17 protein-coding genes, 1 other RNA gene and 1 pseudogene are annotated in these 24435 nt (G+C 73.6%); 13 read left to right on the forward strand and 6 right to left on the reverse strand.

The genetic code is table 11. From position 1 onward, the window contains the following. Positions 1-69: 69 nt before the first annotated feature. The 4 genes from ACFW3D_RS29705 to ACFW3D_RS29720 form a co-directional block, all read right to left on the reverse strand. Entirely contained in the window at positions 70-990 is a 921-nt protein-coding gene (locus tag ACFW3D_RS29705) for a carbohydrate ABC transporter permease (protein ID WP_500509122.1), read from the reverse strand. Continuing rightward, positions 987-2264 carry a carbohydrate ABC transporter permease gene (locus tag ACFW3D_RS29710; protein WP_500509124.1) on the reverse strand — a complete coding sequence of 426 codons (1278 nt, stop codon included), beginning with the start codon at positions 2262-2264 and terminating at the stop codon, positions 987-989. Before ACFW3D_RS29710 ends, ACFW3D_RS29705 begins: the two co-directional genes overlap by 4 nt. Before the next feature lie 81 nt (positions 2265-2345). After that, positions 2346-3728 carry an ABC transporter substrate-binding protein gene (locus ACFW3D_RS29715; protein ID WP_500509126.1) on the reverse strand — a complete coding sequence of 461 codons (1383 nt, stop codon included), beginning with the start codon at positions 3726-3728 and terminating at the stop codon, positions 2346-2348. Between the two features lie 220 nt (positions 3729-3948). Next, positions 3949-7032, reverse strand: a complete 3084-nt coding sequence (locus tag ACFW3D_RS29720) for an FtsK/SpoIIIE domain-containing protein (protein WP_500509128.1) — start codon at positions 7030-7032, stop codon at positions 3949-3951. Between the two features lie 366 nt (positions 7033-7398). Between ACFW3D_RS29720 and ACFW3D_RS29725 the strand changes: the two genes are divergently transcribed. The 5 genes and pseudogenes from ACFW3D_RS29725 (at position 7399) to ACFW3D_RS29745 (ending at position 13966) form a co-directional block, all read left to right on the forward strand. Further along, entirely contained in the window at positions 7399-9183 is a 1785-nt protein-coding gene (locus tag ACFW3D_RS29725) for a serine/threonine-protein kinase (protein ID WP_500509130.1), read from the forward strand. Between the two features lie 241 nt (positions 9184-9424). Next, a pseudogene (locus ACFW3D_RS29730) lies at positions 9425-10651 on the forward strand (serine/threonine-protein kinase); the annotation flags it as partial. Between the two features lie 57 nt (positions 10652-10708). After that, positions 10709-11572, forward strand: coding sequence for a DUF8189 domain-containing protein (locus ACFW3D_RS29735; RefSeq protein ID WP_500509152.1), 864 nt, complete (start codon positions 10709-10711; stop codon positions 11570-11572). 84 nt (positions 11573-11656) lie between these two features. Next, the gene (gene prfB / locus ACFW3D_RS29740; protein WP_500509133.1) at positions 11657-12775 is read left to right on the forward strand and encodes a peptide chain release factor 2; all 1119 of its coding nucleotides are present in this window, start codon (positions 11657-11659) and stop codon (positions 12773-12775) included. A 309-nt stretch (positions 12776-13084) separates the two neighbouring features. Continuing rightward, positions 13085-13966 (forward strand): hypothetical protein, encoded by an 882-nt coding sequence (locus ACFW3D_RS29745; protein WP_500509136.1) that lies wholly within the window; start codon positions 13085-13087, stop codon positions 13964-13966. A 155-nt stretch (positions 13967-14121) separates the two neighbouring features. On the opposite strand, the gene ACFW3D_RS29750 is transcribed toward ACFW3D_RS29745, so the two are convergent. Next, a complete protein-coding gene (locus ACFW3D_RS29750; RefSeq protein ID WP_326575680.1) occupies positions 14122-14313 on the reverse strand; it encodes a hypothetical protein in 192 nt (63 codons plus the stop codon). Positions 14314-14589: 276 nt separating this feature from the next. On the opposite strand from ACFW3D_RS29750, the gene ftsE reads away from it, so the two are divergent. The 5 genes from ftsE (at position 14590) to ssrA (ending at position 18513) form a co-directional block, all read left to right on the forward strand. Further along, positions 14590-15279, forward strand: a complete 690-nt coding sequence (gene ftsE / locus ACFW3D_RS29755) for a cell division ATP-binding protein FtsE (protein ID WP_018564091.1) — start codon at positions 14590-14592, stop codon at positions 15277-15279. A 44-nt stretch (positions 15280-15323) separates the two neighbouring features. Next, complete coding sequence (ftsX, locus tag ACFW3D_RS29760) at positions 15324-16241, forward strand: permease-like cell division protein FtsX (protein ID WP_018564090.1); 918 nt, start codon at positions 15324-15326, stop codon at positions 16239-16241. 67 nt (positions 16242-16308) lie between these two features. Next, positions 16309-17472 (forward strand): S41 family peptidase, encoded by a 1164-nt coding sequence (locus ACFW3D_RS29765; protein ID WP_500509138.1) that lies wholly within the window; start codon positions 16309-16311, stop codon positions 17470-17472. 54 nt (positions 17473-17526) lie between these two features. Continuing rightward, entirely contained in the window at positions 17527-18009 is a 483-nt protein-coding gene (gene smpB / locus ACFW3D_RS29770; RefSeq protein ID WP_500509141.1) for an SsrA-binding protein SmpB, read from the forward strand. A 117-nt stretch (positions 18010-18126) separates the two neighbouring features. Beyond that, positions 18127-18513, forward strand: a transfer-messenger RNA (tmRNA) gene (ssrA, locus tag ACFW3D_RS29775). A 77-nt stretch (positions 18514-18590) separates the two neighbouring features. Here the strand turns inward: ssrA and ACFW3D_RS29780 are convergent. Continuing rightward, entirely contained in the window at positions 18591-19799 is a 1209-nt protein-coding gene (locus tag ACFW3D_RS29780; RefSeq protein WP_500509143.1) for an MFS transporter, read from the reverse strand. Between the two features lie 98 nt (positions 19800-19897). On the opposite strand from ACFW3D_RS29780, the gene ACFW3D_RS29785 reads away from it, so the two are divergent. The 3 genes from ACFW3D_RS29785 (at position 19898) to ACFW3D_RS29795 (ending at position 23691) form a co-directional block, all read left to right on the forward strand. Then, complete coding sequence (locus ACFW3D_RS29785) at positions 19898-20890, forward strand: LysR family transcriptional regulator (protein WP_500509146.1); 993 nt, start codon at positions 19898-19900, stop codon at positions 20888-20890. 103 nt (positions 20891-20993) lie between these two features. Next, positions 20994-22385, forward strand: coding sequence for a nitrate/nitrite transporter (locus ACFW3D_RS29790; protein ID WP_500509148.1), 1392 nt, complete (start codon positions 20994-20996; stop codon positions 22383-22385). A gap of 154 nt (positions 22386-22539) precedes the next feature. Then, a complete protein-coding gene (locus ACFW3D_RS29795) occupies positions 22540-23691 on the forward strand; it encodes a uroporphyrinogen-III synthase (protein WP_500509150.1) in 1152 nt (383 codons plus the stop codon). Positions 23692-24435: the final 744 nt, after the last annotated feature.

The following is a 24435-nucleotide window of genomic DNA, read 5'->3' on the forward strand; positions in this document are numbered from 1 at the left end:
GCATGCGCCGCGTACGGCGACCCGTCCGGCGACGGAGTGTTGCCCCCTGACCTGCGGTGCTGCGCGGGGCTACTTCACGGCGCCCGCCATGACGCCGGAGACGAACTGGCGCTGGAAGGCGAAGAAGACCACGAGCGGGACCACCATCGACACGAAGGCCCCCGGCGCCAGGACGTCGATGTTGTTGCCGAACTGCCGGACCTGCTGCTGCAGCGCGACCGTGATCGGCTGCGAGCCGGTGTTGGAGAAGATCAGCGCCACCAGCATGTCGTTCCACACCCACAGGAACTGGAAGATGCCCAGCGAGGCGATCGCCGGGCCGCCCAGGGGCATGATCACGCGGACGAAGAGCCGCAGCTCGCCCGCGCCGTCCAGCCGCGCCGCCTCCAGCAGCTCCCGCGGGATCTCCGCGAAGAAGTTGCGCAGCAGGAAGACGGCGAACGGCAGGCCGAACCCGACGTGGAAGAGCACCACGCCGATGATGTCGCCGAAGATCCCGATCTCCCCGAACAGCTTCGCCACCGGGATGAGCGCGATCTGCACCGGCACCACCAGCAGCCCCACCACCACGAGGAACAGCCAGTCGCGGCCCGGGAACTCCATCCACGCGAAGGCGTAGCCGGCCAGCGCCCCGATCACCACCACCAGCACGGTGGCCGGCACGGTGATCAGCGCGGTGTTGACCAGCGAGGAGGTGACGGTGTCGTTGCCCAGCAGCTCACGGTAGTTGGTGACGGTCAGCTGCGAGGGCGCGGTGAACACCTTCCACCAGCCGGAGCCGGCGATCTCCACCGGTCCCCGGAAGGAGGAGATCAGCAGCCCTATGGTCGGCATCAGCCAGAACAGGGCGACCAGCACGAGGAACACCCTCAGCACCCCGCCGCCGGTACGGGCCGCGACCCGCGAGGCGAAGGACTGCCTGGCCGCGGCCGCGCCGGCCGGTGCCTCGGCCGGGCCCGCAGGTTCCGCTGTGCCTGCGACGGTCGTCATCGTCGGGCCTCCCTGCGCAGTCGGCGGATGTTGAAGACCATGACCGGGACGACCAGCAGCAGCAGGATCACACCGATCGCGCTGCCCACGCCCTGGTCGTTGCCGGCCCCGAAGGAGGACAGGTACAGCTGCAGGGCCAGCACGTTCGCCTCGTCCTTGGAGGTGTCGGGCGCGACGATGTAGACCAGGTCGAAGATCTTCATCACGTTGATCATCAGCGTCACGACGACCACGACCAGCACCGGGGCCAGCAGCGGCACGGTGATCCTGCGGAAGACCTGCCACTCGTTGGCGCCGTCGATGCGCGCCGCCTCCATCAGCTCCCGCGGCACCCCGGCCAGGCCCGCCGCGATGAGCACCATGGCGAAGCCCGCCCACATCCACAGGTACGCCCCGATGATGGCGGGCGTCACCAGGGTGGGGCCGAGCCAGTCGACACCGCTGTACGGCTCCGCGAAGTTGGACGCCGGCAGGCGCAGCCGGGCCCCGTCCGCCGAGGCGGGCAGCGAGAAGGTGCCGTCCGCGCCGGAGGTGGCGGAGGCCACCACCCGTCCGTCCCGCACGGCCTCGACCTTCACGCCCTCCAGCGCCTTCTCACCGGCGTCGATCTCCCCCGGCCTGCCGCCCCCGCCCGGCTTGAAGTCCAGCCACACGGTGCCGGTCACCCCGGGCCCCGTGGCGGCCTGCCGGGCGTCCGCGGTGCCCGCGGGCAGCTTCGCCGCGGGGACGCCGATCAGCGGCAGCCCGACCGCCGTCCCCTCCCCGGCGGCGTCCCGGGTGGTGTACGAGCCGCCGCCGGAGGCCGCCAGCGAGCCGTTGGGCCGCGGCCGGGCCCCCGGGTACGCCGACGACGCGGCGAAGGTGTCGTGGACCCCGACCACGACGGCGTTGGCCGCGCCGCGGGCCGGGTCCTGCTCGTACACCAGACGGAAGATGATCCCGGCCGCCAGCATCGAGATCGCCATCGGCATGAAGACGACCAGCTTGAAGGCGGTGCCCCAGCTCACCCGCTCGGTCAGCACCGCGAAGACCAGCCCGAGCGCCGTGGCCAGCACCGGCGCCACGACCACCCAGACCGCCGTGTTGCGCAGCGCCGTCAGCGTGCTGTCGTCGCTGAAGACCGAGGCGTAGTTGTGCAGGCCCACGAAATCCGAGCCCGCCTTGTCGAAGAGGCTGCGCCAGGTGGTGTACCCGATCGGGTACACCACCAGCGCGCCCAGCAACACCAGCGCGGGCAGCAGGAACAGTCCCGCCACCCAGCGCCGGGTGCCCATGACGCTCCTGCCCCGGGCGGAGGGCGCGCCGCCGGGAGCGGCCGGCCCCTTCGCCGTGGCCGCCGTCGCCATCGCGGCCGCCTAGCCGGCGTACGCCTTGGCGGCGTCCGCTTCCAGCCTGGCCTGCGCGCCGGCGACGTCGGAGGGGTTGCGCAGGAAGTCCTGCAGGCCCTTCCACTCGCCCTTGCCCGCGGTCCCGCCGAAGGCCGCCGGGGCCTGGTCGGACATGTCAAAGCGGAAGTCGTCGCCCGCCGCGACCAGGCCCTGGGCGATGGAGCGGGACACCTCGTTCGGGTAGGCCGACAGGTCCAGCGACTTGTTCGGCGAGACGAAGCCGCCCGAGGAGGCCCACACCTGCGCCGCGTCGGTGGAGGCGAGGAAGGTCAGCAGCGCCTGCGCGCCCTTGCCGTCCTTCAGTGCCACGGCGACGTCACCGCCGCTGACCACCGGCGCCTTGCCCGAGCCCACCGCGGGGAAGGGGAAGACCTTGGCGTTCTCGCCCACCTTCGCCTTGGTGTTGTCGCCGATGAACGCGCCGACGAAGTCGCCCTCGTAGACCATGGCGGCCTTCGGCGGGTTGCCGGTGAAGGTCTGCGTCACGGACTTGGGGAAGTCCGTCTTGAGGGCGCCGTTCTGCCCGCCGGCGATCAGGTCCTTCTTGCCGAAGAGCTGGGCGAGGGTGGTGAGCGCGTCCTTCACCGAGGGGTCGGTCCATTTGATCTTGTGCTCGGCCAGCTGGTCGTACTTCTCCGGACCGGCCTGGGAGAGGTAGACGTTCTCGAACCAGTCGGTGAGGGTCCAGCCGTCCGCGCCGCCGACCGATACCGGGGGAGTGCCCGACTCGAAGAGGGTCTCGGCGGTCTGCAGGAAGTCGTCCCAGGTCCCGGGCGGTTCGGAGATCCCCGCGTTCTCGAAGGCCGCGGTGTTGTACCAGACCAGCGACTTGTTGGCGGCCTTGGCGTACACGCCGTACTGCTTGCCCTCGTACGCGCCGAGGTCCTTCCAGCCGGTGGTGAAGTTCTTGTCGAGCTGTGCCTGGACGTCGGAGGAGAGCGGCTTCAGCCAGCCCTTCTGCGCGAACTGCCGCAGGACACCGACCTGCGGGAGGAAGGCCACGTCCGGCGGTTGGCCGCCCTCGATCTTCGTTCCGAGGAAGGTGGAGACGTTGTCGCCGGTGGGCACGAAACCGACCTCGGCCCCGGTGCGCTTGGTGAACTCGTCCAGCACCTTCTGGAAGTTCTTCTGCTCGGGCCCGGTCCACACCGCCGCGACCTCGAGCTTCTGGCCCTTGAGGTCCGGCAGCGGGACGCTCCCGCTCGCGCCGGAACTGCTCCCGCCGCCGTCGGGCGTGCCCTTGTCGTCGTCGCCACCGCCGCACCCGGCGGCCGTCAGTGCCAGGGCCGCCGCCACGGCGGCGATCACCGTCCGGCGTGTACGTCGCGTGCGCCTGCTGGATGTCCGCATCTGCCTGCCCATCCCCTCAGCGCGGACCCGCGCCGCGGTGGCAGCCCGCCGCATGGCCGTGGCAGCTGCGCCGGGCGTCCCGTCCCCGCGTCATCCGCTGTTCCGCGTTCAGTCCTACGCCTTGTCTGATAACCGCCGCAATAGCGCCTCAGCGCACGGGGGTTGGATCGTGACCGTCATGTGACCGGCCGTTCGGAGCGGCGTGCGGGACCGCGGCGGCTCAGAGCAGCGGCGGCACCGGATCCGCCGCCGCGGACTCCGCGGCCCGCTGCAGGGCGCTGGCCAGCAGGGCGAGGTCGGTGGGGCCGTTGCCGAGTTCGCGGACCGGGCGGCGGGTCGGCGGGTCGCCCATGCGGTCCCACTCCAGCGGGACCACCGTGGGCCGCAGGGTCGCTGTCCGCGGGATCCGGCCACTGACCCGGCCGGCCTGGAAGGCGGTGACGGCTCCGTCCGGCCGGCGCAGGTAACCGCGGCCCGGCAGGGCGTCGTCGACGGTCGCCGGCTCCTCGACGGCGACCAGCAGCGCGGCCGACTCCGGTTCCTGCGTGCGCAGCGCGATCCGCAGCCGTGCGGCGTCGTCGGCGTCGGTGCCCGCGGTGCGCTCGGGACGGCCGGTCGCGGCGACCAGGTGGACGCCGAGCCGCTCGCCGTCGCGCGCCACACTCTCCAGGGCGCGCACCACCGAGCCCGCGGCGGGCCGGCCGGGACTGCCGAGCGCGGGCGCGACCAGGACGTCGAAGTCGTCGACCACGACGACCAGCCGGGGCAGCGGTTCGGTGGTGCGGGTCCGCACCCGCACCGCGCCGCGCACCTGCGGGTCCGCGGCTCCGGCCGGGGCGTGGCCCGGCTCGGCCTGCCGGGGCACCACGGGCAGCCGGCGGCGCTCGTGCCACTGCGCGAAGTCGGCCCCGTCCAGCAGCTCGTCACGGCGCTTCAGCTCCGCCGCGAGCGCCTGCGCGAACTCGCGCATCCGCACCGGGTCGGAGGCGGACAGGTAGGTGGAGACGTGCGGCAGGTCGGTGCAGGCGCGCAGCCCCTCGCCGCGCTCCGCCCCGGCGCCGTCGACGAGGACGAGGGCGAGCCGGTCCGGCCGCTCCCCGGCGGACAGGGCGGCCGCCACCGAACGCAGCAGCTCGGTCTTGCCGGAGCCCGCCGCGCCGCCGACCAGCAGGTGCGGCCCCTCGGCGACCAGGTCGACCAGGACCCGGCCGTCCGGCCCGGCGCCCAGTACGGCGGCTGCGGCACCGCCGGAGGGCGCCGGTTCGGCCCAGCGGGTGGCGATCTTCGCCGGGGTGGCGAGCGCCAGGTCCAGCTCGTCCAGGAGCCGGGCCGTGGGCGGCAGCGCGGAACGCGTACGGCGCGGCGGGCAGTCGCCCTCGCGCAGCGGGGCGAGGGCCCGTGCGAAACGCTCGGCCCAGGCCGCCGATACCGCCTCCATCGTCATGTGCTCCGGGCCGTGCGGCTCCATCCGCAGCGTCGTCGCGACGTCGCCCTCCAGTACGGCGACGGCGCCGCAGCGGGTGGCCAGCCGCTCCGGGCTCTCGGCCAGGCACAGCAGGTGCACCCCGACCGACGGCCCGGCGGCCGCGATGCGGTCGGCGGCCTCGCGCAGATAGGCGGAGCCAGGGTCGCCGTCGATCACCAGCAGGGTGTACGGGCCCTCACGGCGTGCCGCGGCCTCGGCGACCTCCTCCGGGGAGGCGGTCGCCCAGCCCGCGCCGAGCGGCCCCTCCTCGATGCGCCGGACCACCTCGGCGACGCGGGCCTCGGCCTGCTCGCGGTCGGAGGCCGTGAGCAGCCGGCAGTCCTGGCCGTGTGCCGGGCGCAGATGCGGCAGCCAGTACAGCCACCCCCACTCCTCGGCCCGCTGCTCGGCGGGACGGGAGCGGTCGGCGCTGATCAGGGCGACCTCCAGCACGCCGGGCGGATGCAGGGCGCACAGCTGGGCGATCACCGCCCGGGCCAGCCCGGACAGCCGGGGGCGCGGTCCGGCGAGGCCCAGCACATGGGTGTGCGGGTCGCGCAGGTCGACGGTGAACGGCACGGCGGGCAGCGTCCTGAAGCCGTCCTCGGCGGTCAGGTCGGCGGTGCCGAGCCGGACCGTGAGCAGGTCGGGATGGCCGAGGGCGCGCTCCCACAGCCGCGGTCCCGGCCCGAGCGCGGTGAGCAGGACGGCGGCGGGATCGGGCCAGCGCTCGCGCAGCGCGGCGGCGTCGGCCCGGTCGTACGTCCTCCCGCCGCCCTCGGGGCCGTCGGCGCCCGGGGCGCCGCGTCCGGTGGTCAGGCGCCTGGCCCAGTCCCCTATCGCACCGGCCATCCGGCTGCCGGCCTCCGCGGCCCGTCCGCTGCCGCGGCGGCCCTGGGGCAGCGCGTCGGTGCGGGTCTGCTCGGAGAGCCCGCGCTGCGGGGTGTCCCGGCGGGCCGGGGTGCCCGCGGCGGCCTCCGCCGGGCCCTCCCCGGGTGCCGGCGGGGCGGGGGCGTCCGCGCCGACGTTCCCGGACCCGGTGCCGGTGGTCGTGGGGCCGTCGGCGGGTGCCGTTCCACGCGCGCCGGGGCGCTCCGCGGTGCCGTCGGCGGGCCGGGCGGGACTCCAGGTCGCCACGCGGCCGGTGTCCGGCCAGGAGGTCGGGGGGAGGGTCACCTGGAGGTGCCCCTCGGCGTCGGGGATGGCCGGGACGGAGGCGGGCGGCGGAGGGACGGTCGAGCCCGGCGGCGCCGGCTCCAGCCGGAGGGTCGACTCGCCGATCCGCAGCAGCGCACCCGCGGGGAACGGGACCGCGCGCTCGCCCACGGGAGCGCCGTCGAGGGAGGTGCCGTTGGTGGAGCCGAGGTCGGCGACGGTGACCCGGCCCTCGCCGTCCACCGTGACGACGCAGTGCAGGCGTGAGACGTCGGGGTCGTCCAGCGGCACGTCGGCGTCCGCGGACCGGCCGACCCGGACGCGGCCGCCCTGCAGCAGGTGGACGCCACCCGCGTCGGGCCCGCCGACGACGTGCAGCCGGGCGGCGGCCGTGGGGCGGCCGCCCTCGTGCCCGTCGGCGGGGGCGTGCAGCGACAGGACGGCGCCGTCGAGCAGCGGCGGCACCCCGAGGACGGCCGTCGCCGGGTCCAGCCGCTCGGTGCCCGCGTAGAGCGGTGGCGTGGACTTGCCGGCCCGCGCGGGCTGGCCCGAGCCGCCCGAACCGGACGCGAGGGCGCCCGCCACGGCGCTGAGAGGTGTGCCCGCGGGCGCGGTGACGAGCACGTCGCAGGAGCGCGCCGCGCGGCCGCCGCGCGGCCCGAGAACGGTCAGCCGGATCTGCATCTCCGTCCACGGTCCCTTCTGCCCGGATCACCGCGGCGCGGGCCCCCGGCCCCACCCCGCCCCGCCCGGGACGTCGACACGTACAGAAGCGGACCGGTGGCCTCCCCGTGCCCGGCTGGCCCAGCCTGCCCGGGGATGCGCGATCCGCGACAGGCATCCTCCCACTCGCCGCCGACAGCTCGCCGCCGGTGCCCACCTTTGCGATCTTGAATGGTCAGCATTGGGCGGAAAAAGCAACCAAACGACCGTTCTCCGCGTCCTAACCCCACACCCGCCCCGTACCGGAACGCAGCCCCGCTGCCACGTGGCGGCACTACAGTGGGCGAAACAGGCCACGGACCAGGCCAAGATCCAGGGAGCGCGAACGTGCGGCCGGTAGGCAGCAAATACGAACTGGTGGAGCCGCTCGGGCGCGGCGCCACGGGCACCGTGTGGCGGTCCCAGGTGCGGGACACCGGCGAGACCGTCGCGATCAAGGTGCTCAAGGAGGAGCTGGCGAGCGACCCCGACATCGTCATGCGCTTCCTGCGGGAGCGCTCGGTCCTGCTGCGGCTGCGCCACCCGCACATCGTCCGGGTCCGTGACCTGGTCGTGGAGGGTGAGCTGCTCGCCCTGGTGATGGACCTGGTCGAGGGCCCCGACCTCTACCGCCACCTGCGCGAGAACGGCCCGTTCTCGCCGGTCGGCGCCGCCCTGCTGACCGCCGCCGTGGCCGACGCGCTGGCGGCCAGCCACGCCGACGGCGTGGTCCACCGTGACCTGAAGCCCGCCAACGTCCTGCTCGCCACCGTCGCGGGCCCCGACGGCACCCAGCAGATGCACCCGATGCTGACCGACTTCGGCATCGCGCGGCTGGCGGACTCACCCGGCGTCACCCGCACCCACGAGTTCGTCGGCACCCCCGCCTACATAGCGCCGGAGTCGGCCCAGGGCCGTCCGCAGACCTCGGCGGTGGACATCTACGGCGCCGGCATCCTGCTGTACGAACTGGTCACCGGCCGCCCGCCCTTCCGGGGCGAGAGCGCGCTCGAGGTGCTTCACCAGCACCTGAGCGAGGAGCCCCGCCGGCCCTCCACCGTGCCCGAGCCGCTGTGGACGGTCATCGAGCGCTGCCTGCGCAAGGAACCCGGCGAGCGCCCCAGCGCGGAGAACCTGGCGCGCGCCCTGCGCGTGGTCGCGGCGGGCGTGGGCGTGCACTCCTCCCCGGCGCAGTCCGAGGCGGCGCTCGGCGTCGCCGCGCTGCTCGCGCCGGACCCGGCCCCGGCCACCGTCCCGGACACCCCGCTCGTCCCGCCGGGCACCGCCGACCCCACGCAGGTGCTGCCGACCCGGTCGCCCGTCGGCGCGTACGACGCGTACGACCCCAATGCCGCCACCAGCGTGCTGCCCGCCTCCGCGGGCGGCGCGGCCGACGCGACCCGGGTGATCCCGGGCGGCTCGGCGCCGGCCGGGCCCGGCGACGGCACCCGCGTGATGCCGCCCGTGCCGGGCGGGGCGCAGGAGCCCGGTGCCCCGCAGGGTCCCCACCCGTGGGAGTCGCAGCTCAACCGCGCCCGTGCGCGCGCCGAGCAGACCGAGATCCAGTACCTGGACCCTGAGCAGGACCCGCTGCGCCGCAGGCCGCGCCGGCAGTCCGGCCCGCAGCAGCCCCAGCAGCCCCAGCAGCCCCCGCAGGGGTACCGGCAGCAGCCCCAGCAGCCCCAGTACCGGCAGCCGGCGCAGCCCGCCTACGCGCCGCAGCCGCATCCTCAGCAGTACGCCCAGCAGCCGCAGCAGCCGCAGCAGCAGCCCCAGCAGTACGCGCCGCGGCCGCAGCAGCCCGCGCCGCGCTACGAGCAGCCGCAGCACCAGCGGTACGAGCCCCAGCGTCCGTCCGCGCCCGAGCCGGCCCCGCACCGCGAGCCGCGGCAGCGCAGCGCCAACCCCATGAAGATCCCGGGCCTGGGGTGCCTCAAGGGCTGCTTCACGATGATCATCGTGCTGATCGTCATCGTCGTGCTGGTCTGGTACCTCACCCCGGTCCCGGAGTGGCTGGACACCGGCAAGAGCCTGTGGGGGACCGTCAGCGACGGCGTCGCGAACTTCTGGGACTGGGTCTCGGAGCTCGGCGGCTCCTCGGGCGGCTCGGGCGCCTCCGGCGGTACCCAGTAGCACCACGACGCATCCCGTCGGGCACGGCGCCGGGCACCGCCCGCGCCGTGCCGGCCGCTGCGCCGGCGTCGACTGGCCCACCGTCACCTCCCCGTGGGGCCGGTGTTGGTGATTTGTCGACTTCTGGAGGGTGATTTCTCCCGGAGAAGCCGCACTCACCCCCGACAGGTTCCCCCAACCGGCTCGCATCCGCGTAGCTTTGTCGCCAACACGACGGCACGTCGGAGGAGTCGGAGCAGCCTTGGGACGGAAGATCGGCAGCCGGTACACCGCGCACCAGGTGCTGGGGCGGGGTTCCGCGGGCACGGTGTGGCTGGGCGAGGGCCCCGACGGCCCGGTCGCCATCAAGCTGCTGCGCGAGGACCTCGCCTCCGACCAGGACCTCGTCGGCCGCTTCGTCCAGGAGCGCACGGCCCTGCTGGCGCTGCACCACCCCCATATCGTCGGCATCCGCGACCTGGTGGTCGACGGCAGCGACCTCGCGCTCGTCATGGACCTGGTCCGCGGCACGGACCTGCGCTCCCGGCTGGAGCGCGAACGGAGGCTCAGCCCCGAGGCGGCCGTCTCCATCACCGCGGACGTCGCAGACGGCCTGGCCGCCGCCCACGCCGCGGGCGTCGTCCATCGCGACGTCAAGCCGGAGAACGTCCTGCTGGACTCGGCCGCACCGCCCGGACCGGGCGGTGCGCCCCCGGCGCTCCTCACCGACTTCGGCATCGCGCGGCTGGTCGACTCCCCGCGCCGCACCCGGGCCACCCGCATCATCGGCACCCCCGACTACCTGGCCCCGGAGATCATCGAGGGCCTGCCCCCGCGCGCCTCCGTCGACATCTACGCCCTCGCCACCGTCCTGTACGAACTGCTCGCCGGCTTCACCCCGTTCGGCGGCGGCCACCCGGGCGCGGTGCTGCGCCGGCACGTCACCGAATCGGTCGCGCCGCTGCCCGACCTGCCCGACGAGCTGTGGCAGCTGCTCTCCCAGTGCCTCGCCAAGGCCCCCGCGTCCCGGCTGCGGGCGGCCGAGGTCGGCACCCGGTTGCGCGAGCTGCTGCCCGCCCTCGCCGGGCTTCCCCCGCTGGAGGTGGACGCGCCCGGCGACCACCACGGCGAGGAGGCGTACGACCGGGACCCCGGTTCCCTCGCCGAACCGTACGACCCGCCGGCCGGACAGCAACGCGGTGCCGTGCCCCTGGTCCGCGGCTCCGCCCCCGACTCGACACGCGACACGCACACCAGCATCAAGCTGCCCACCGCGGAGGAACTGGCCGGCGGCGGGCCCGCCGCGGTGCCCGGCCCGCGCGCCCGGCACCGCCACCGCGCCGTCCCCGACGCCCTCCAGCGCCGCCGCGTCAAGATCGGCGCCGCGGCGGCCGCCGCGCTGGTCGTCGGCCTCGGCGGCTGGGCGATCGCGGCCTCCGGCTCCGACGACGACGGCGGCTCCACCAGCCGCGAGGACAAGCCGTCCGGGCAGGCCTCGACCACCCCGACCGCCCCCACCGGCGCCGCCGCCTCCCCGCAGGGCGCGGTGAGCACCCCGGCGGGCACCGCCGAGGAGGCCGCGCTGCGCTGGTCGGGCTACACGGCGCTGCCCCGCTTCCCGGACCGCGACGTCCACCCGGCCGGCGGCCCCCGCGCGATCTCCGTCTCCGGGACGACGTACGTCTTCACCCGGGGCAGCGACAAGAACGTCTGGTACCTGGTCTCCGGCACCTGGCACCGGCTCACCGGGATAAGCGTCGCCGACGACCCCTCGGTCGTCTCCTCGCGCGCCGGGCAGCTGGACGTCTTCGCCCTCGGTACCGACCACAGGGTCTACCGCCGCACGCTGAGCGGGGGCGCGTGGGGCGACTGGTACCAGGTCGACCAGCCCGCCCGGTTCACCACGACCCCCGCCGCCGCGTCCTCCGCGCCCGGCCGGATCGACCTCGTCGGCTGCTCCGGCGGCGACCTCGTCACCTCCTCCTGGGTCGACGGCCGCTGGAACGCCTGGGCGCTGGTCCCCACCGCGGGCCGGGTCACCGCCGCCCCCGGCCTGGTCTCGGCGGCGCCCGGCACCCTCGACGCCTTCGCCGTCCGCAAGGCCGACGGCGCGGTGCTCCGCCTGCCGTACGTGAACGGCGCCTGGCGCCCCTCCGAGATCGTCACCGGCCTCGACGCCACGGGCCGCCCCGAACCCGCCGTCTCCGGCGGCCGGCTCTTCGTCCTCGCTCCCGCCGACGACGGGGCCCTGTCCGCCGCCGTCTCCGACGGCGGCACGTGGGCTCCGGTGCCGCTGTCCGCCAGCACTCCCTCCCACCCCGGCCTGACCACGGCGGACGACACCCTGACCCTCTATCTCCGGCGCGCCGACGGCACGCTCGCCCACACCTCGGCCCCCGTCCCGGCCTGAGCGGCACGGGGTCCGCCGGCCGCCGGCGGGCCCGCTCCGGCTCACCGGAGCGGCAATCCGCGGCGTGCCGGTACCCTGGGGGACGTGGCAGTCCTGGATGTATCCGAAGAGCTCAAGTCCCTCTCGTCGACCATGGCCTCGATCGAGGCCGTTCTGGACCTCGACAAGCTGAGGGCCGACATCGCCGTGCTCGAGGAGCAGGCGGCGGCGCCGTCGCTGTGGGACGACCCGGAGGCGGCGCAGAAGATCACCAGCAAGCTGTCGCACCTGCAGGCCGAGGTCCGCAAGGCCGAGGGGCTGCGCGGCCGCATCGACGACCTCGGAGTGCTCTTCGAGCTCGCCGAGGCCGAGGACGACGCGGACACCCGCGCCGAGGCCGAGAGCGAGCTGGAGTCGGTGCGCAAGGCGCTGGACGAGATGGAGGTCCGCACCCTCCTGTCCGGCGAGTACGACGCCCGTGAGGCGCTGGTCAACATCCGCGCCGAGGCGGGCGGCGTCGACGCCGCCGACTTCGCGGAGCAGCTGCAGCGCATGTACCTGCGCTGGTCCGAGCGGCACGGCTACCCGACGGAGATCTACGAGACCTCGTTCGCGGAAGAGGCCGGCATCAAGTCCACGACCTTCGTGGTGAAGGCGCCGTACGCCTACGGCACCCTCTCGGTCGAGCAGGGCACCCACCGGCTGGTGCGCATCTCGCCCTTCGACAACCAGGGCCGGCGCCAGACCTCCTTCGCGGGCGTCGAGGTGCTGCCGGTCGTCGAGCAGAGCGACCACGTCGAGATCGACGAGACCGAGCTGCGCATCGACGTGTACCGCGCCTCCGGCCCCGGCGGCCAGGGCGTCAACACCACCGACTCCGCGGTCCGGATCACGCACATCCCGACCGGCATCGTGGTCTCCTGCCAGAACGAGCGCTCCCAGATCCAGAACAAGGCGAGCGCGATGAACGTCCTGCAGGCCAAGCTGCTGGAGCGGCGCCGCCAGGAGGAGCAGGCCAAGATGGACGCCCTCAAGGGCGACGGCGGCAACTCCTGGGGCAACCAGATGCGTTCCTACGTGCTCCACCCGTACCAGATGGTCAAGGACCTGCGGACGGAGTTCGAGGTCGGCAACCCCCAGGGCGTGCTCGACGGCGACATCGACGGATTCCTCGAGGCGGGCATCCGCTGGCGCAAGCAGCAGGAGCAGAGCGCCCGCGTCTGACGCGTCGCCGTCTCCGCAGAACCCTCACAACTGCCGTCCGATGGGCGGCAGTTGTGCGTTCTGGGTCACAGCCCCATAAGCAAGTGGGTGTCATAGTCAGCCAATTCCGGCATTGAGCTTGGAACGCCCTTGACGACGCTGTGAAATCTGGGAATCGTGATGCGCGGCATGCGTATGACTGGGGCGCGAGCGAACGGGGGCGAGCGCGGCCGGTGGCTCAGGCCCCGGCCTTGAACGTGAACCGCCCCGCAGGACGCTCCCCCTGTGACGCTGCTCCATTGACGAGAAGCTACTGGGGGTAGTTGCCAGATGAGCAAGAAGAACACGCGAGTGCGGGTGGCCCGCATAGCCGCTGCCGCGGTGATCGCGGCCGGCGCCTCGCTGACGGCCGCCGGCGCCGCGCAGGCCGTCGGCCTGGACATCGGCCTGAGCGCCGGCGAGACCGAGGTCGGCGTCAGCGTCAACCTCGGCGACGAGGACACCGAGGGTGCCACGCTGGGTGTCAGCGAGGGCGCCACGGGCGAGACGACGGCCTCGGGCGAGACGACCGGTGAGACGACGGCCTCGGGCGAGACCACCGCCTCTGGTGAGACGACGGCCTCGGGTGAGACCACGGCTTCCGGTGAGACGACGGCCTCGGGTGAGACCACCGCCTCTGGTGAGACCACGGCCTCGGGTGAGACCACGGCTTCCGGTGAGACGACGGCCTCTGGTGAGACCACGGCTTCCGGTGAGACCACCGCCTCTGGTGAGACGACGGCCTCGGGTGAGACCACGGCTTCCGGTGAGACGACGGCCTCGGGCGAGACCACGGCTTCCGGTGAGACCACGACGTCCGGTGAGACCACCAGCAGCGGTGGCAACGGCAACAGCGGCGGCAATGGCAACAGCGGCGGGAACGGGAACGGCGGTGGCAACGGGAACGGCGGTTCGGAGACCGGCGGTTCCGACGGCGACGGCACCACCTGCACCCTCGACGGGGACAGCGTGACCTGCGCCGACAACACCAACACCGACAACGCCGGCAGCAGCGAGGTCGTCACCCAGGGTGACACCAAGGAGGAGCTGGCCGAGACCGGTGCCGGCGAGACCCTGTTCCTGCTGATCGGTGCCGCCACGATGATCGCGGGCGGTGTCGGCTTCCGCCTGATGCCGCGCCTGGTCGGCGGCGGCCGCAACGCGGCCGTCTGAGGCCGGGCCCGGACGAGAACACCTGCAGGGGCCCGCACCGCATGCGCCACATGCGGTGCGGGCCTCCGTGCGTCCCGGGAGGGCCCGGGAACGCCACAGGGGCCCGTAGCGCCGAGCGCCGCGGGCCCCTGTGTTCGCCGTATGTGTGCGCCGCGCTACACCGCGGCCTCGTGCACCACCCATGCCACCGCGAGCAGGGCGACCAGCAGGGCGATCAGGGCCGCCGGGGAGATGGCCGCGAAGGGGTTCTCCTGCTGCATGCGGGCACGGTGGGCGCGGCAGACCGCACAGCGGCCCTCGCTGACGGGGCCGGCGCAGTTGGCGCACACCAGTCGGTCGACTGTCATGCGGTCGCCTCCTCCCAGGCGGCCTGGCGGCCGCACCATGAACAACGCGCGACAGGGACGGTACGTTCCCGAGCCCCCCCGACCACTGTGCCAGTTTCCGGGACGCTCGGCGCGTCCCGCGCGATTCCTGCGACTCCGAAGAGTGACGCATGTGGCCAATGCCTGCTTTGTCCCCCGGTGGTCTGTGAATAAACCCGTCATCCCGGACCGCGGACTGCGCGGGCCGCGGCCGTTCGCGTAAGGTCGCCTCCGATCCCCTGTATCCGGAGTGCGACCGTGATCCGATTCGACAACGTCACCAAGACCTACCCCCGGCAGAACCGTCCTGCACTTCGGGACGTGTCGCTGGAAATCGAGAAGGGTGAGTTCGTCTTCCTGGTGGGCTCCTCCGGCTCCGGGAAGTCGACCTTCCTGCGGCTGATCCTGCGCGAGGAGCGGACCGACACCGGCATGGTGCACGTGCTCGGCAAGGACCTGGCGCGGCTGTCCAACTGGAAGGTGCCGCAGATGCGCCGCCAACTGGGCACCGTCTTCCAGGACTTCCGACTGCTGCCCAACAAGACGGTCGCGGAGAACGTGGCGTTCGCCCTCGAGGTGATCGGCAAGCCGCGCGGCACCATCCGCAAGACGGTCCCCGAGGTGCTTGACCTCGTCGGCCTCGGCGGCAAGGAGGACCGCATGCCGGGCGAGCTGTCCGGCGGTGAGCAGCAGCGCGTGGCGATCGCCCGGGCGTTCGTCAACCGCCCGATGCTGCTGATCGCGGACGAGCCCACGGGAAACCTCGACCCGCAGACCTCCGTGGGCATCATGCGGCTGCTGGACCGCATCAACCGGACCGGCACCACCGTGGTGATGGCCACCCACGACCAGAACATCGTCGACCAGATGCGCAAGCGCGTCATCGAGCTCGAGAAGGGGCGACTGGTCCGCGACCAGTCCCGCGGCGTCTACGGCTACCAGCACTGAGCCTGGGCCCCGCCCTGCACACCGCAGCCTTCTGAAAGGACAACATGCGCGCCCAGTTCGTGCTCTCGGAGATCGGCGTCGGCCTCCGGCGCAACCTCACCATGACCTTCGCGGTCATCGTCTCCGTGGCCCTCTCGCTCGCGCTCGCCGGCGGCTCGTGGCTCGCCCGCGAGCAGGTCGACTCGATGAAGGGCTACTGGTACGACAAGGTCCAGGTTTCGATCTTCCTCTGCAACAAGAACGACGCCAAGACCGACCCCAACTGCACCAAGGGCGCCGTCACCGAGGAGCAGAAGCAGGACGTCGAGAAGCAGCTCAAGGCGCTGCCGCTGGTGGACAAGTACTTCCACGAGAGCGCGGAGGACGCCTACAAGCACTACAAGGAGCAGTTCTCCGACTCCCCGCTGGCCGACTCGCTCACCCCGGACCAGATGCAGGAGTCGTTCCGGGTCAAGCTCAAGGACCCGACGAAGTTCCAGGTGGTCGCGAGCGCCTTCCAGGGCCGTCCCGGCGTCCAGGAGGTGCAGGACCAGAAGGCTCTGCTGGACAACCTGTTCGGGCTGCTCAACGGCATGACGCTCGCGGCGCTGGTGGTGCTGGCGTTCATGCTCGCGGTGGCGATGATGCTGATCGTCAACACGGTGCGCGTGTCGGCCTTCAGCCGGCGCCGTGAGACCGGGATCATGCGGCTGGTCGGCGCGTCCAGCTTCTACATCCAGATGCCGTTCATCATGGAGGCCGCGTTCGCCGGTCTGGTCGGCGGTGGCCTGGCGTGTCTGATGCTCCTCGTCGGCCGCTACTTCCTGATCGACCACGGCCTGTCGCTGCAGACCAAGGTGCCGCTGATCAACTTCCTCGGCTGGGGCGAGGTGGCCCAGGTGCTGCCGCTGGTGCTGGTGGTGGGCATGCTGATGCCCGCGCTGGCGGCCCTGATCGCGCTGCGCAAATACCTCAAGGTCTGACGCGCGCCAAGGGCGCTGTACGGCCAACTTTCCGTACAGCGCCCGCTTCTCGCCTAGACTGCCCGACGTGCTGAGCCACTGTCCGCCCGGGAGACCACGCCGGCTGCGCCGCGCCGCGGCGCTGACGCTGGTCTTCGGCGCGGTCCTGGCGACCGGCGCCGCGGCGGGCTCCTTCGGGGACCTCGGCGGCGAGCGGCGGACACCGGCTCACTCCCGCATCCCGGCCGGCCCGGTCGCGAACACCGACGAGATCGCCGAGGCGATCGCGGCGGGCAAGGTCGGACCGCAGGCCGCGGAGGCCCTGGTCAGCCGGAGCGGCGACCGCTGGTCCTCCTTCTACACGGCTCAGGAGTACGAGGGCTTCCAGCAGTCCCTGGACGGCAGGTACGTGGGGGTCGGCCTGTGGGTGCGGCGCACCGAGGACGGCCGGATCGGGATCGACCGGGTCCAGTCCGGCAGCCCCGCCGCCCGGGCCGGTGTGCACGCCGGTGACCGGCTGACGAGCATCGACGGCACCGAGGTCACCGGGCGTCCCGTCACCGCGGTGGTCGCCCGGCTGCGCGGTTCCGACGCCGCCGGCACGGCCGTCGTGCTGGGCCTGAGGCGCGGCACTCGCTCCTGGGAGGTCTCCCCGCGGCGTGCCCTGCTGCCGACGGAGTCCGTCCGCGTCCGGTACGTCCCCGGCGGCATCACCGTCGTCAAGGTGGACGCCTTCACCAAGGGCGTCGCCGGGCAGGTCCGCCGTGCCCTGGCCGACCGCCCGGGGCGCGAGGGCATACTCCTGGACCTGCGCGGAAACTCCGGCGGCCTGGTCACCGAGGCCGTCGGTGTCGCCTCCGCGCTCCTGGACGGCGGCCTGGTCGCCACGTACGACGTCCACGGCAGGCAGCAGGCGCTCTACGCCGCCGACGCCGGTGACACCGACACCCCGCTCGTCGTGCTCGTCGACGGCGGCACGATGAGTGCGGCCGAACTGCTCGCCGGCGCCCTCCAGGACCGCGGCCGCGCCGTCGTCGTGGGCTCCCGCACCTTCGGCAAGGGCTCGGTGCAGATGCCCAGCCGGCTGTCGGACGGCTCGGTCGCGGAACTCACCGTCGGCCACTACCGGCTGCCCGCGGGCCGCCGGGTGGACGGCCGCGGGGTCGGACCCGACCTGGCGGTCACCGGCGGCGCGGACGCCGAGGCCCAGGCCCTCGAGGTGCTGGACGGCCTGGGCGCGCCAACCCGCTGACCGGCGCGCAAACCGGTACCCCCGACCCGGCCGAGGTGCGAGAATGGCCGCGCTATGGCAAAGGAAACGGGTCGCAAGCTGATCGCGCAGAACAAGAAGGCGCGGCACGACTACCACATCCTCGACACCTACGAGGCGGGCCTGGTGCTCACCGGCACCGAGGTGAAGTCGCTGCGCCAGGGACGCGCGTCCCTGGTCGACGGCTTCGGCCAGCTCGACGGTGGCGAGGCGTGGCTGCACAACGTGCACATCCCCGAGTACACCCAGGGGACGTGGACGAACCACTCGGCGCGGCGCAAGCGCAAGCTGCTGCTGCACCGTGCGGAGATCGAGAAGCTCTTCCAGAAGTCGCAGGAGACCGGCCACACCATCGTGCCGCTCGCCCTGTACTTCAAGGACGGCCGGGCGAAGGTCGAGATCGCGCTGGCCAGGGGCAAGAAGGAGTACGACAAGCGGCAGACCCTGCGCGAGCAGCAGGACCGCCGCGAGGCGGACCGGGCCATCTCGGCGGCGCGCCGCCGGCAGCGCGGGCAGTGAGCGCGGCCCGCGCCGCACGCGCGGGAATGCGCTGGCCACCGTGCGCGTTGGTCACGTACGATGGCAGCAGTCCCACCGGACGGTGACCGCCCGGTGAGCAGCTTGAAAAATCAACATGGGGATGATCGGTTTCGACTGGGGATGTCGAAGCAGGGGAAGCGAGCCGAGGAAGCGGCAATGATCTCGTAAACCATATGCCGAAAACAATAATCGCCAATAACAAGAGCGATTCCTCCGCCTTCGCGCTCGCTGCCTAATTAGCAGCTAGCGAAGACTCCGCGGAGTGTCAGCCCGGGGCTGTTCCCGACCCGGATCCTGGCATCAGCTAGGGGACTAAACCACTGAGTCCGGCCACGGGGCTCGGTGGGAAATCAAACAGTGGCTGGGCCCGTCGGCGGCTTGTCCGCGTGACTGCCGGGGCCGAGAAAAGCACAGCGGACTGCGCTCGGAGAAGCCCTGGTTCCGCACCACAGGACGCGGGTTCGATTCCCGCCATCTCCACTGACCCAACGGAAGGCGATGCCTGCCGCGCACTGCGCGGGAGGCATCGCCTTCCGTCGTTTCCGGCACGACCGGTGGTGTCAGGCCCGGCGCCGGGCCGTCCGCAGGGAGAGCGCCGCGACCAGCGCGGCGGTGGCCGCGGCGACCGCCGGTATGGCGTACGCGGGCACCGCACCCCGCTGCTCCACGACGGACCCCGCGGCGAAGGAGCCCGCGGCGATACCGCCGAGGAGGGCCGTGACGGCCAGCGTCATCCCCTCGTTGAGGCGGCCCGGCGGGACCCGGCGCTGGATCAGGGCCATGCCGTTGATCATCGTGGGTGCGGTGGCCATGCCCGCCAGCAATAGTGCCGGGGCCAGCAGCCACAGGCCGCCGAGGGCCGCCGCGGGCAGCGGGCCGAGCATGAGGACGGCCATCAGGACGACGCTCGCGACGAAGCGGCCTCCCGCGCCGCCACGGGGCCGGCGCAGCCCGTACAGCAGGCCCGCCGCGCACGAACCCGCCGCCTGGAGGGCGAGCACCGCCCCGGCGGCGCCGCGGTGCCCCTGGGCGTCGGCGAAGGCGATCGTGGTGACCTCCAGGGCGCCGAAGACGGCCCCCGTCGCCAGGAACGTCAGCAGCACGGCCGGTACCGCGGCCCGCCCGGCACCCGCCCCCGGTCCGGCACCCGCCCGCGGCACCGGCGGCGGTTCGGTGCCGCGCTGCGCGGCGAAGAGCAGGATGCCGCCGAAGAGCAGCAGCGCCCCCGTCAGCGTGCCGGCCTCGGGGAACAGCGCGGTGCACAGGAACGCCGCGAGGACCGGGCCGAGCATGAAGCAGATCTCGTCCGCCGCCTGCTCGAAGGAGTTGGCGACGTGCCGGGCCCGCTCGTCGTCCCGGTACAGGTGCGCCCAGCGCGCCCGCGCCATGCCGCCGGTGTTCGGGGTCGTCGCGGTGGCGGTGTACGCGGCGAACAGCGTCCAGGCCGGGGCGTGCAGCCGTACGCACACCACCAGCGCGAGCGAGCCCAGTGCCGCGAGTCCCGCCGCCGGCACGGCCACCCGGGCCTGGCCGAGCCGGTCGACGAGCCGGGCGGTCCAGGGGGCCACCACCGCCGTCGCGGCGAGCCCGGTGGCGGTGACCGCCCCGGCCAGCGCGTACGAGCCGTACCCCGTGGCGATCATGACGACCGCGCTGACCCCGAACATCCCCATCGGGAGCCGGGCCAGGAGGTTCCCGGTGGTGAAGGCCCGGGTGCCGGGCAGGGAGAAGAGCCGCCGGTAGGGGGCGGCGAAGGCGAGCGCGGTCATGCGATCACCCTCCCGGGGTGCCCCCGGCGCGGTCCAACACCTGATCAGCATCCATTGACGCGTTCCGGTTGTGAATCGCGGACGTGTTCAATGGGCGGATGCCGCACCCGATCGACCCGCGCCTGCTGCGGGCCTTCACCGCCGTCGCGGAGGAGTCGCACTTCACCCGGGCCGCCGCCCGCCTGCACGTCGCGCAGCAGGCACTGAGCAGGGACGTCCGGCGCCTGGAGCGCGAACTGCGGGCCGAGCTGTTCGTCCGCACGACCCGATCGGTCCGGCTGACCGCCGAGGGGGAGCGGCTGCTGCCGCACGCCCGGCGCGTGCTCGCCGCCCACGACGAACTGGCCGCCGCCTTCGAGCCCGCCGGCCGCCCGCTGCTCGTCGACATCGGCGCGCCGGTGGGCACCGGCCACCGGGTGCTGACCGCCGCCCGCGCCGCCGCGCCCGAACTCGAACTGACCGCGCGCTTCCACAGCGGTCTCACCGGCGCAGCCGCCGGGATCCTCGCGGGCCGCCTCGACGTCTCCTTCGGCCGCGCGGCGGGCCTGGCCCCCGAGGTACTGGACCGGCTGGAGCACCGGCCGGTCCGCTACGAGCGGATGGCCGTCCTGCTCCCCGCCGGCCACCGGCTGGCCCCGCTCGCCGAGGTGCCGCTCGACGAACTCGCCGGGGAGTCCCTCTACGCCGCCGCCGGGAACCCGGACACCGCCGAGTGGACGGACCTCGCCCGGCGCCTCTTCCGGGGCCGGGGCATCTCCGTCGCCGCGCCCTTCCCCGCCATCGACGGCCCGGAGGAGTTCGTCCGCCTGGTCCGCAAGCACCGCTGGCCGGTGCTGGCCAGCACCGAGTTCATCGACCTGCCCGGCTTCGTCCTGCGTCCGCTCACCGGCCCGGTACCGCTCGCCCCGGTCTCCATGGTGTGGCGCCGCGGACTGCGCCACCCGGGACTGGACGCCCTGCTCTCCGCCGCGCGGCGGCTCGCCGGCGAGGCCGGCTGGCTCACCGCGCCGGCGGACGGCGCCTGGCTGCCGGAGCCGGACGCCCGCGTCATGGCGCCCCCGGCGCTCACAGGGGGCCCGCGCACCGGGTGAGAGCAAGGTTGCGTGGCGGTCACCTCGGGCCATCGGGCGGAAACGCGCCGTTCCTACCGTCGTGGGCATCACCCGACGAGCGACATCAGGGCCTGGAGGCGTCATGACTGCCGCGAGCACCACAGCACGCAAGGGCGGCCGCTGGATCGAGCGGTGGGACCCGGAGGACGAGGCGGCCTGGGAGGCCGGCGGCCGCCGGGTCGCCCACCGGAACCTGCTCTTCTCCGTGCTGTCCGAGCACGTCGGCTTCTCGGTCTGGACGCTGTGGTCGGTCATGGTGCTCTTCATGGGCCCGGAGTACGGCATCGACCCCGCCGGGAAGTTCTTCCTGGTCGCCATGGCCACGGCGGTCGGCTCGGTGGTCCGCGTCCCGTACACCTTCGCCGTCGCGCGCTTCGGCGGCCGCAACTGGACCGTCCTCAGCGCGCTCATGCTGCTGCTGCCGACGATCGCCGCCGCCGTCGTCATGGAGCCCGGCACCTCCTACGGCACCTTCCTCGCCGTCGCCGCGCTGACCGGGGTCGGCGGCGGCAACTTCGCCTCCTCCATGACCAACATCAACTCCTTCTTCCCGCTCCGCAGGAAGGGCTGGGCGCTCGGCCTGAACGCGGGCGGCGGCAACATCGGCGTGCCCGTCGTCCAGCTGGTCGGCCTGCTGGTCATCGGTACGGCCGGCGCCGGGCACCCGCGGCTGCTGCTCGCCGTCTACATCCCGCTCATCGTGATCGCCGCCACGCTCGCGGCCCTGTTCATGGACAACCTGGCGCCCGTACGGAACGACACCGGCGCGGCCGTCGAGGCGGCGAAGGACGGCCACACCTGGATCATGTCCGTCCTCTACATCGGCACCTTCGGGTCGTTCATCGGCTACAGCTTCGCCTTCGGGCTCGTCCTGCAGAACCAGTTCGCCCGTACCCCGCTGCAGGCCGCGTCCATCACCTTCATCGGCCCGCTGCTCGGCTCGCTGGTGCGGCCGGTCGGCGGCCGGCTCGCCGACGCCTACGGCGGCGCGCGGATCACCCTGTGGAACTTCCTGGCGATGGCCGCCGCCACCGCCGTGATCGTCCTGGCCTCGGCACAGAAGTCCCTGGCGCTGTTCACCGTCGCCTTCGTGGCCCTCTTCCTGCTGACCGGCCTCGGCAACGGCTCCACGTACAAGATGATCCCGGGCATCTACGCCGCGAAGGCCGCCGCCAAGGGCCTGACCGGCGAGGCCGCGGCCGCCTACGGACGCCGGCTGTCCGGCGCCGCGATGGGCCTGATCGGCGCCGTCGGCGCGCTCGGCGGCCTCGGCATCAACCTCGCCTTCCGGCAGTCCTTCCTCACCCGGGGCACCGGCACCCCCGCCTTCGTCACCTTCCTGGCCGTCTACGCGGTCTGCTTCGCGGTCACCTGGGCCGTATACCTGCGCAGGCCCGCGCCCGCGCCCGCCCCGGCCGCCGGGCCCGGTGCCGGGGCGGAGCCGGAGCCGCGGCTCTCCTACGCGGAGGTGTAGCCCCGGCGAACCGCGTAACAACGGGGAAATGCGGGTGAACCGAGACCGTCACCGGGAGTTGGGACGATGCGCCGAACGGGGCGCACGACTCCGGGACCCGGGACGGTCCCGGGCCTCCGTTGCACGTGTACCTCCGGCGGAGCGAGGCAGAGCCATGCAAGTGCGACACGCAGACGTCCTCCCGCTCGCGGGCTTCACGGTCGGCGTCACCGCGGCCCGCCGCGCCGACGAACTCTGCGCCCTGCTCGAGCGGCGCGGAGCCGTCGTCCTGCGGGCGCCCGCGCTGCGGATCGTCCCGCTGCCGGACGACACCGAACTGCTCGCGGCGACCAAGCGGCTGCTCGACCGCGGCCCCGACGTCGTGGTCGCCACCACGGCGATCGGCTTCCGCGGCTGGATCGAGGCCGCCGACGGCTGGGGGCTCGGCGAGGCCCTGCTCGAACGGCTGCGCCACGTCGAACTGCTCGCCCGCGGCCCCAAGGTGCGCGGTGCGATCCGCGCGGCCGGGCTCAGGGAGTCCTGGTCCCCGGCGTCCGAGTCCATGGCGGAGGTGCTCGACCGGCTCCTGGACGAGGGCGTCGCCGGCCGGCGCGTCGTCGTCCAGCTGCACGGGGAGCCGCTGCCCGGCTTCATCGAGGCCCTGCGCGCGGCCGGCGCGGAGGTCGTCGGCGTCCCCGTCTACCGCTGGATGCCGCCGGAGGACCTCGGCCCGGTCGACCGGCTCATCGACGCGGCCGTGGCGCGCGGGCTCGACGCGGTCACGTTCACCAGTGCCCCCGCGGCGGCCTCCCTCCTCGACCGGGCCGAACGCCGGGGCCTGCGCGGCGAGCTCCTCGACGCCCTGCGCCACAACATCCTCCCGGCCTGCGTGGGCCCCGTCACGGCGCTTCCCCTCGAAGCCCACGACGTCCCCACCGCCCAGCCCGAACGCTTCCGTCTCGGGCCGCTCGTCCAGCTGCTCGCGGCGGAGCTCCCCGGGCGGGTCCGTCCCCTGCCCGTCGCCGGACGGCGCCTGGAGATCCGCGGTCACGCGGTCGTCGTCGACGGGGAGCTGCGCGCCGTCCCGCCGGCCGGGATGTCCCTGCTCCGCGCCCTCGCCCGGCGCCCCGGGTGGGTCGTCTCCCGGGCCGACCTGCTCCGGGTGCTGCCGGGGGCGGGGCGCGACGAGCACGCCGTCGAGACGGGGATGGCGCGGTTGCGGGCGGCGCTGGGGGTGCCGAAGCTCATCCAGACGGTGGTCAAGCGGGGTTACCGGCTGGCCCTCGATCCGGCTGCGGACGGGAAGTACGGCCCCTCGGTGGGGTGATGTTCGTGGTGGGGGTGGGGGTGGGGGTGGGGGTTGTGGTGGTGGGGCCGTGGTCGGGTGTCCCGCCGTCTCGCTCCCTTCGGTCGCAGAGCGGCCGGCTGCGGATGGGAGGGTGGGGGCTCGGGGTTTCGCGGCGGTGTGCGGGTGGGTGTGCGGCTGGGGTTCAGGCGCCGGAGCAGGGCTGGTTGTTCGTGGGGCGCGGGTCTCGTTGCCGTCCGCGGGTATGGATGGCCGCTTCCACGCCCACCGTTCGTGGGTGGCGCGCCCGCCGTGACCTGCGTCTGCGGGTGACTCCCCGACAGGACACGGGTTCGGCGGGTCGGTTTCCGAGATCGGGCTCTGTTCCGCCGACGGCGAAAGCGGGTCCGATGTGCCCCGGCTCAAAGATCGGGCTCTGTTTCGCTGTCCATATCGGCGAAAGCGAGCCCGATGTCCCGCCCACCCCTCACCAGCACCTCGAATCAGCCGCAGACGCGGGTTGCGGCGGGCGTGGCAACCAGTCGTCCATACCCGCGGACGGCAACGAGACCCACGGCACCGGAAAGGCCACCCGCTCCGGCGCCTGCACCCCGCCACTCACCCACTCGCACACCGCCGCGAAGGCCCGCCCCCACCCTCCCGTTCCGCAGCCGGCCGCTCCGCGACCGAAGGGAGCGAGACGGGGGGACAGCCGAACACCGGCAGCACCGACCTCCACCCACCCCACCCCCCACCAACCCCCGCCGCGACCGCGGAGCCGCACCC

Source organism: Streptomyces sp. NPDC058864, assembly GCF_042742985.1.
Classification (GTDB): Bacteria; Actinomycetota; Actinomycetes; order Streptomycetales; family Streptomycetaceae; genus Actinacidiphila.